The following is an 8,970-nucleotide window of genomic DNA, read 5'->3' as shown; positions in this document are numbered from 1 at the left end:
AGGAGGATCGTTCTCTCGCGATTTAGATCCCGACTGGTGCATGACCAGTCTTCGTTACATTGTCAGACTCGCTACTTTATTCAGAGTCCTAGGTTCATCTGGTGATACAGATGGTTCACACATTAAGCGGTGAACAGCGCTTCATACGACCTCACGTCGCACGCCCCAAAATGAGTTGAAAGCGGTATCAGAATAGAGGAAAGCGTTCTAAATGGGTTGTACCCAAACTAATGGAAGTCCCTACCTAACCTCAATGATTTAGCGAGAGCTGTTCATATGTTACCTGAACATTCAATTTACGCTATACAAGCTTTTTATTGTCTCCCTTAACCATACGATTTTAGGATTCTGATTATTGCGCTTATGCCAGATCATCGTAAATGGAATCAGTAGCTTATGCTGATATTCTTGCGAAATTGGAATGGGTAGCGATACCAAGTTAGGGTGCAGTTGTTCACAATATCGCTGACAATACTTGGGTGCCGTGGTTAACATTAGATGGCTGGGCTTCTCTGCTACAAACAGCGCCTGTTCGAAGCTTGCCATCGTTAGGCTAACATTGCGCGTATGTCCCTGCTCAGCCAAAATCTCATCCAACGCCCAGCTGTCGTTCTTCTCCCATGTAACATTGATATGGGCGTAGCTTAAGAAGGTCTCCAAGTTCCATTCCTGATCAATCGCTGGGTGGTCTTTTCGGATATACACCATAGGCAGGTCGGAAAATAGAACTTCAAAATTGATGAAATATGGCAGCAGCTCTAGCGACTCCTTAGAGCGAGGGTGGCTCTCTCGCCCCGTAAAACCGATATCCACTTCACCGCGCGTAATCGCGTCTAATGAATCGTAATCCCAATTGTGGTACTTCACTTTAGAATCGGGATACGTGTCATGAATTCGTTTAGTCAGCTCATCCACCATAATGAGTGACAATGGAGACTCGACGCCAAGGTGAAACTTCACACCACTCGGCGCATCATCACCTCGTCGTGATGCAATCTGATTACCGATTTGCATCCAGTCTGACAAGCTTTCTTGCATGCTCGTCGCAAGTGTTGTTGGTTTAAGTCCCAGCGGCGTGTTCACAAATAAAGGGTCGTCAAACCAATCACGTAATTTAGCCAGTGACTTACTCACCGATGAGGGGGTTACATTCAGCTTTTTCGCCGTTTTCGTGACACTCTGCTCTTGCAAGAGCAACTGCAGAGTGAGCAATAAATTGAGATCAAGTCGGGCAAGAGATTTCTTCATGGCTTTCACTAACATTATGATATGGAAACAATACTATTAGAGAGAGGCCAATTACGCCACTCGCGACCAAGGCAATGATTAATATCATCACTGCCGAGAGTCCTAAAAGCGCCATCAACCAGATAAATATTGCCGAACACAATACCTGAGCAATACCAAGCATGGAGCTTGCTAACCCAGCCTTGCGAGAGAACAAACTGAGTGCTTGACTCATTGCCACACCAAACCCCATTGAAAAGCCCATGCTGATTAAGGCGAACCCAGCCATATAGAGTGTCGAGTTATCGCCATTCAAGTGAGCCGCAAGAATGACGATAACCGACAGCAAAATGGTTACCTGAGCTGCAAACATTAATGTCGTTTGTTTGAAGTAAGAGAGGGCCACAGGCGCTAAAAATGACGTTACCATACCCACCATGGCAAGCAGTGCCATAGCCGTAGAATACTCACCTCTTGTAAGGCCAAGAATATCCATAACAATCATCGGTGAGGTATTCACATAAGAAAGAATCGCAGTCACACCCAAGGATGTGTAAACAACGCGCGAGATAAAGAAACGATTAAACAGTGAATCATTTGAACCGTCATTCGCAGTGATAAAGTGACGCTCATTTTTAGGTAAGGTTTCCTTCAATACACAGCAAGCTATCAAACCTATTGCTACCCCCATCAGTGCCATGGCAGTGAACAGCACAGGCCATGGAAACTTAATCATGATCAGATTACCGATAACAGGTGCTAGCACGGGAATAGAACAAGTTATGCCATTAAGCATTGAAAGCACTTTAGCCCGCATTTGGTCATCTAAGGTATCACGCAAAATAGCGAAGGCTACAACGTAGCAACATGCCGCTCCAACGCCTTGGAAGAAACGCATAACTAGGAAGCTATCACTGGTTTCCGCTGAACCTGCCAATGTCGAAGCAAGCGAGAAGATCACTGCCCCACACATGGCGACAGGTTTACGGCCAAAACGGTCAGCAGCTCGTCCTACAAACACCATAGTAGAAGCCATACCCGCAAGATAAACAGAGAAGGCGATATGAAGTTGGGATTCACTTGCAGAAAGATCGTTGGCAATTTGTGGCAAGGCAACCAAATAGAGATCGATGGCAGTGGGATAGAGCAGCACAAAGGCAAAGCTGCATAGCAGATATCGGGATACATTAGCCGCTGGTTTCATGGTGGTCTCGTAAGTGGTTGGTCTTACGAGGATAATATGAGACATCACTGAACTTGGCGCGTTACCTTTATGACAACAGGTATTTCCATTTACTACATTAGTAAATGAAATGTATGGGTATGTCAGGGGTTAACGTCGGTAAGGCCCCTGTTTTTCATACATGCTTGATTTTTCCTTGAGCTACTGCGTCTTTGCTAAATTCAACCTAATACGGCGGTTAATAAACACTTTTGTCCACGGATGATTCTGAGCACCCTGAACGACTGTGTGATCGATGGCTATCAGGGTGGAACAGTTTCAGTTTATAGCCAGACTTTATGTTGACCAATAATATCGAAGAGGAGGTCAACATGAGAAAGTTATCTTCGGGAAAATGCAGCGGCATTAAACGACCATTCAAGTTGGAAGAAATATGGCGAATTAGAACTAGGCTAGAGCTTGAAAGCGACCTAATGCAGCTTGCACTATTGAACTTAGCCATTGATAGCAAATTAAGGGCAAGTGATTTACTAAGGCTGCATGTATATGATGTTTCTTCGCAAGGTGTAATCTATGAAAGGGTTCAATGCATCCAGCAAAAAACTGGCACCGACGTCCACTACGAGATTACCCCGAGAACGCAACAAAGTATTAGCCGATGGATCTACTCGGCATCCTTAGAGGCAAGCAGTTTTTTGTTTCCAAGTGGTCGCCGAAAAGGACAACCTATCAGCTACTCATTCTATCGATCGATTATCAGGAACTGGGCAGTAAAACTTGGATTGAATGCGGACTACTATGGCACTCATTCCATGCGCCGTACTAAAGCAACCTTGATCTATGCCAAAACAAAAAACATCAGAGCGGTACAGATTTTACTGGGGCACTCGAAGCTAGATAACACTATTCGTTACCTTGGAGTGGAACTGGAAGACGCTCTGAGGCTCTCAGAGCAAACAGACTGCTGAGGCTTGCTGATACAGGCTTTTCTCCTGAAAAGCCTGTGTCGAGTAGACGACACCTGTTACCAAGTGCCGTCCCTCTAAGAACCCAGCGTGCAACTTTCACCGCACTAGGCTCAAGCCTTCACTAAGGCACCGATTGGCACCCAGCAACTTATAAAGCAGTGAGAGCAGGTTCATGCCACGAGTTACGGCATTGCCTCTTTGATTTTCTCTTTGCCAAGTATTCTTGGTATTGAGGATCAAAAGGCGTAGCGGCACTCCTGATTTTCACATGTCTCTCTATTGGCACCTTAGCTATTTGGAACAGATTGAGCTGACAATCCATATTCATGATCTTCTGCCAACCGTGAAATTGCCATTGACCTTGACGGTTGATGAAGTATTTAAGCGCGATCCAAGTTCTGGATTTTGTTGGATGACGCCTTTTAGCCCAGTGCCATAACGTATGGAATAGCTTGTGACCTACATATCCGAACACCTGTTTAGCCACGCAGTGTCGATAGTAATTCGACCAGCCCCTGAGTTTCGGATTTATCAACTTGATAAGATCATTAACGGGGATGGTTGCGTGCTTTTTGATGAGTTCGCGCAAATTACTTAGGAACAGTAGCGTGTTGGATTTGCTCGGCTTAATGAGCAATTTCCCTTTGTACTTCCTATGATTAAAACCTAGGAAATCAAAACCACTACTGATGTGGGTAATGTGCGTTTTCTCTTCGGAGAGTGTTAAGCCTCTTTCCGCTAAGAAATCAGCGATCAACGGTTTGATATCGTTCTCTAACACTTCCTTTGAAGCGCAAGTGACGACGAAATCGTCGGCGTATCCAATAAAGTTGGCTCTTGCGCCCTTTTTGAGCGCGGTAGACTTTATGCGTTGCTCAAGCCCTGCAAGAGTCATTAGCATCAAGGTGGGGGATATAACCCCGCCTTGAGGTGTTCCCTCATCTGTACGATAGAACAGCCCTTTGTCCATAAAACCAGACTTTAGCCATTGTTCCAACATACGTTTATCGACGGCAATGTTATCCATTAACCATTGATGTCCGATCTTGTCGAAACAAGCTTTGATGTCTCCCTCAAGAACCCATTGTGCAGATTTCTTTAGCGCCAGACATTTGAAGCACTGAGCGATTGCATCGGCAGTACTGCGGTTTGGTCTAAATCCATAACTATTAGGGTCGGCAAGTGTTTCTGATACTGGCTCTAGTGCAAGAAGATGAAGCGCTTGCTGCGCTCTGTCGACCATGCACGGGATACCAAGTGGTCTGAGCTTACCGTTTTTCTTGGGGATGTAGATACGCTTGAGCGGTTTGGCTTGATAAGCTTTTCTGCTCAATTGATTGACTGCTTTCATGCGGCGCGTATCCGTGCTCCAGATGACGCCGTCTATTCCTGGCGTTTTACTGCCTTTGTTTTGTGATACCCGCTTAACAGCAAGAAGTTTTGCCGAACGCGAGTGAGTTAGTATCCACTGCAACGCTTTCGCTTTGCTGTGTTTACCTTCTCGTGTTGCCTTTGCAATACGCATCTGAAGCTTTAAGACATGGGTTTCAACGGCTTTCCAGTTTATGGACTGCCATTGAGCACTGCTAGGAGAGGCACTAATCTCTTTTGAAATCATCATTTGCGTTTCTCCTTGAATAAAGTTCTTCAAATTCTCTTGCAACGGAAGACCAGTCGGAAGTCAGCTCACTTTCGTGCCAGATAGAGACCTGTATCTGCATCGTTACAATGCAGCCTTCGCTTTTTCCAACATCCTCTACCTGCATCACTGTCGGTCGCAGAGACTTTCCCAGTGGGAGTGATACAGGCTTACCGTGTTCCGTATGTCGCGCAATGTCAGGGTAGATGCCCGCTATGGTGCGGAGAGCTCAACGATCACGAAAGAGCATGGGGCAATCTCTTTCCGACTCTCTTGCCTTTTGGCTACAGCGTATTAACCACTTCCGCTGTTTCATCATATAACGCACCTTACGCGGATTCACTTATGTTCATCATGCTGACTACCTAGCACTCACCCGATTTATGGTTATCAGGAGGATCGTTCTCTCACGATTTAGATCCCGATTGGCAAATACCAACCTTCGTTACATTGCCAGACTCGCTACTTTATTCAGAGTCCTAGGTTCATCTGGTGATACAGATGGTTCACTCTTTGAGCGGTGAACAGCGCTTCATACGACCTCACGTCGCACGCCCCTTTCCGTGTTAGTACTGATATTTACTTGTATTCATTTCCCATACCTGAGCTAATCTAATGCTGTGATAATCGGTTGTGATGCAGTTATCTATGTGATCATTTTAAACTAAGCAAGTATAGTGCCTCTTAAAGATTCAAGTTTGATCATCATTACGTCATGGAGAGAGTTTAAGTATATGAACTTACTGCACTTAAAAGCGCTCTTGCTAGCGGTTGAAACAGGCTCAATATCGGCTGCCGCCCGTAAACTCGGAAAAAAACAGCCTCAAGTCAGCCAATGGATCTCTGACTTGGAAATTGATCTCGGAGTGTCTTTTTTTGATAGGACAGGTAATAAAATGTCACTTAGTAAAGATGGTGAGCGATTACTGCCTTATCTATCCCACAGCATGAGCCAATTTACAAAGTTGATGCAAAGTGCTGATGTCATTTCGCAAGGCGAATCTACAGTTGTGAGAATCGGAATTGAAAACTACATTCCAGATTTAGCCTTCGCAGCCCCTCTCACTTTAACACTAGAATTGTCCCACTTGTGCATCGAAGTTTATCGAGAAGAAAGGCACCAACTGATGCAGGATCTTACGGAAGGCGATGCCGATATTATTATTGTCCATGAGTCCGATACGCTCCACCATCAGAATTTTGAATATTGCCGTTTAGGCCATTACAAAGAGGTATTAGCCTGCAGCTCAGAGCATCCTCTTGGTAAATTGCCAACAGTAGCAAGTAGTGACTTAAGTCAATATCGCGAGCTAATTTGGGGCGAAACAGATAGTGGTGAGAAATTCAACAATCAAAACGATGATAGTTTTAGTCCTAGTTATAGTCTTTTTTCGGACATTCAGTTACTTATCGCGGTATTACAACGCAACACAGGCTTTGCCTTTTTACCCGCTGAAAGTGTTGAATCCTATATTAAAAACGGTCAATTAATAGCCCTCATCAGCGATTTTGAACCCACAGGTATCGACCGAAGAATTGAATTGTGTTGGCGTAACGGTTTAACGTTATCTCGATACGGTAATCAAATTGTAGAGGCATTCAAAACCAGTCACCAATTGCAAAGCAAGCCTACTGCTTAGAATGACAATCATCTGGTTTCGTATACTCTTGAACTTGAGGCTCAGAGCCAGATGAGACTTCTGTTTCGTCCAGAGAGCTACACTCTCGTTCAAGCCTCGAAGCGGCAATTGAAGTATCCCACCAATCATAGATATATAGAGACACATAAATCGGGAGAACAGCCCATAGCAATGGGTCGTCCCATACTGCTGAGGTAATTCCAATTGCGGCAATGGCTAAAATGATTATCTCAGAAATACCAATAAATAATAACAACTTGGTTAAATGAGCAAGTGAACGCTGCATTACGTTAGAGAGTAGAGTTTTCTGATAGGTCGCTTCAAATACACCAATGATACCAGCGGCCATTAAAAGCCCGATGGCCGTCAATATCGCGCTTTGGTTTCCCTGCTCCATCTGCCGCATGCTATCAAATGTACAACGAAACAAAAATGGTACGATAAATAGCAGAAGTGCAAACTGTCTTACGGCGACTTCAATATAAAAGCGCTTTTTCTGCACTGTTAACCCCCCTTAAAAATAGTACAGGGCGAACCCTGTACCTAGTTATCTATTCTTCGGCGTCGAATACGATATCACCTTGCAAGACAGTCATTAAGATTTCAGTATCTGCTATGTCGTCGGGAGACAAGCGGGTAATATCTCTATCTAAGATAGCAAAATCTGCTGATTTCCCTACCTCAACAGAGCCTGTAATATCTTGTATCCCTAAGCTAACCGCAGCGTTGATGGTGTATGCATCAATAGCAGCCTCAACATTGGGTAGCCCTGTATTCCCCATTCTTATACTGTTAGCTATGCCTACGAGCGGATTTAACTCATGGACATTCCAGTCACTACTGAGTGTAAGATTAGCCCCTGTATCAAAGATAGCTTTCAGGTTCATCAAAGAGTGTGCTCTCTTTGCTCCTAGGAAGAGTTTAGCCCATGAATGGTCGTGCTCAACAACGTATTCAGAGCCTACTTGAAAGTCAGCTGTAACATTCAATTTAGTGAACCGACCTACATCTTCTGGATCGACAAGTTCAACGTGGGTGAGTGTGTACGGCTTAGTTGAGCCATTATTACGTGCATGTTCAACTGCATTAAGTGATTCGCGAACCGCTCCATCACCAATAGCATGAATATGCGCGCTGTAACCAACCTTATCCAGAGCATCTAACCAAGTTTTCATTTGGCTGGGTGGAATATAATTAATTCCGTAAGGTTCGTCTGGAATGTAAGTATCTAAATATGGTGCCAGCGTTTTTGCTGTACCGTTTATTGTAATACCATCGCTATACATTTTTACTTGATCAACTAATAGCAAACTCGATGTATCACTTGATTGGATTTTCTTTAGAAAAGCTAGTTGCGGTTCCATAGAATCAGCAGGATAAATCCAAGGGCGCAACGACACTCGTGCGGTCAGATTACCGTCTTTTTCTGCCTGTTTCCACACTTCATACCATCCGCGTTTCCAATAGAGTCGACCATCACCAATAGTCGTAATGCCGTATGATGCTGACTCTTCTAGGCCAACCATCAATCCATCATAACTTTGATCAAATTGACCTTCTAAGCTGTTCCATGCCATTTCCATAACGATATCTCCAGCATTATCAAATAAGATACCGTTAAGTTCACCACTAACTGGATCTTTGAGAATCTTTCCTCCTTGAGGCTCAGGTGAATCTTTAGTAATACCAGCAAGTTCCAGTGCAGCAGAATTTACCCACATAGAGTGTGAGGTCTGCTCCATGAATACGACAGGCCGATCAGGAAAAATTCCATCTATAACCTCAAGAGGTGTTTGAATATTATCTTCATTTAGAATGGCATCTAACGAAAAACCATACCCCATCAGCCACCCTTTGGACTTACTATTTCGACTGCAAGCTTTTAGATAAGGTATTTGGGCTTCAAGTGATGCATCCATACTGAGTTCACAGTTACCTCCAGCTTCAGAGGCTGCTTCAAAAACATGGTTGTGGTTATCAATAAAACCTGGCATTACATATCCATGTTCGAGATCGATGACTTCAGTGTTTTCACTACGATATTTCTTGGTATCCGACATTTTGCCAACGAACAAAATATTTCCATCATGAACTGCAATTGCATCGGCATTTTCATGACCGTGGATTTTTGCGTTTGTTAAGATCATATCGGCTTTTTCAACAGCCGATGCATTCGAACTCATGATTAAACTCGCTATTAGTGTTAAAGGGGAGGTTCGGTTCATCATTTATACTCCTTGCGTACCCCACATTTATCCTCAATGCAGGGAGTGCTTTGATTTCGTCGGATAGAGATTAAAGAATAGTAAGAAC

Annotated in this window: 7 protein-coding genes; 2 read left to right on the top strand and 5 right to left on the bottom strand. The window is 44.1% G+C overall.

What is annotated here, in order from left to right; translation table 11 throughout:
• Positions 1 to 291 precede the first annotated feature (291 nt).
• Both yidZ and EXZ60_RS03135 read right to left on the bottom strand, forming a co-directional pair.
• Positions 292 to 1,248, bottom strand: coding sequence for an HTH-type transcriptional regulator YidZ (gene yidZ / locus EXZ60_RS03140; RefSeq protein WP_017045330.1), 957 nt, complete (start codon positions 1,246 to 1,248; stop codon positions 292 to 294).
• Entirely contained in the window at positions 1,223 to 2,431 is a 1,209-nt protein-coding gene (locus EXZ60_RS03135) for an MFS transporter (RefSeq protein ID WP_277435276.1), read from the bottom strand. The genes yidZ and EXZ60_RS03135 overlap by 26 nt, the downstream gene beginning before the upstream one ends.
• Positions 2,432 to 2,781: 350 nt before the next feature.
• Between EXZ60_RS03135 and EXZ60_RS03130 the strand changes: the two genes are divergently transcribed.
• Positions 2,782 to 3,378: a tyrosine-type recombinase/integrase gene (locus EXZ60_RS03130; protein WP_069546410.1), complete on the top strand. Its 597-nt coding sequence runs from the start codon at positions 2,782 to 2,784 to the stop codon at positions 3,376 to 3,378.
• 148 nt (positions 3,379 to 3,526) lie between these two features.
• Here the strand turns inward: EXZ60_RS03130 and ltrA are convergent, their stop codons facing one another.
• Entirely contained in the window at positions 3,527 to 4,999 is a 1,473-nt protein-coding gene (gene ltrA, locus EXZ60_RS03125; RefSeq protein ID WP_277435275.1) for a group II intron reverse transcriptase/maturase, read from the bottom strand.
• Between the two features lie 752 nt (positions 5,000 to 5,751).
• On the opposite strand from ltrA, the gene EXZ60_RS03120 reads away from it, so the two are divergent.
• Positions 5,752 to 6,657 carry a LysR family transcriptional regulator gene (locus EXZ60_RS03120; protein ID WP_115339918.1) on the top strand — a complete coding sequence of 302 codons (906 nt, stop codon included), beginning with the start codon at positions 5,752 to 5,754 and terminating at the stop codon, positions 6,655 to 6,657.
• On the opposite strand, the gene EXZ60_RS03115 is transcribed toward EXZ60_RS03120, so the two are convergent.
• Positions 6,647 to 7,159 carry a hypothetical protein gene (locus tag EXZ60_RS03115; RefSeq protein ID WP_277435274.1) on the bottom strand — a complete coding sequence of 171 codons (513 nt, stop codon included), beginning with the start codon at positions 7,157 to 7,159 and terminating at the stop codon, positions 6,647 to 6,649. The two genes, EXZ60_RS03120 and EXZ60_RS03115, sit on opposite strands and share 11 nt — an antisense overlap.
• Before the next feature lie 49 nt (positions 7,160 to 7,208).
• Entirely contained in the window at positions 7,209 to 8,882 is a 1,674-nt protein-coding gene (locus tag EXZ60_RS03110) for an amidohydrolase (protein WP_088729811.1), read from the bottom strand.
• Positions 8,883 to 8,970 lie beyond the last annotated feature (88 nt).

The sequence above is a fragment of the Vibrio sp. 1151_11 genome, assembly GCF_029478525.1.
In the GTDB taxonomy this organism is placed as follows: Bacteria; Pseudomonadota; Gammaproteobacteria; order Enterobacterales; family Vibrionaceae; genus Vibrio; species Vibrio anguillarum.
The sequence above is the reverse complement of the archived record's forward strand: the minus strand, read 5'-3'. Positions and strand labels throughout refer to the sequence as shown.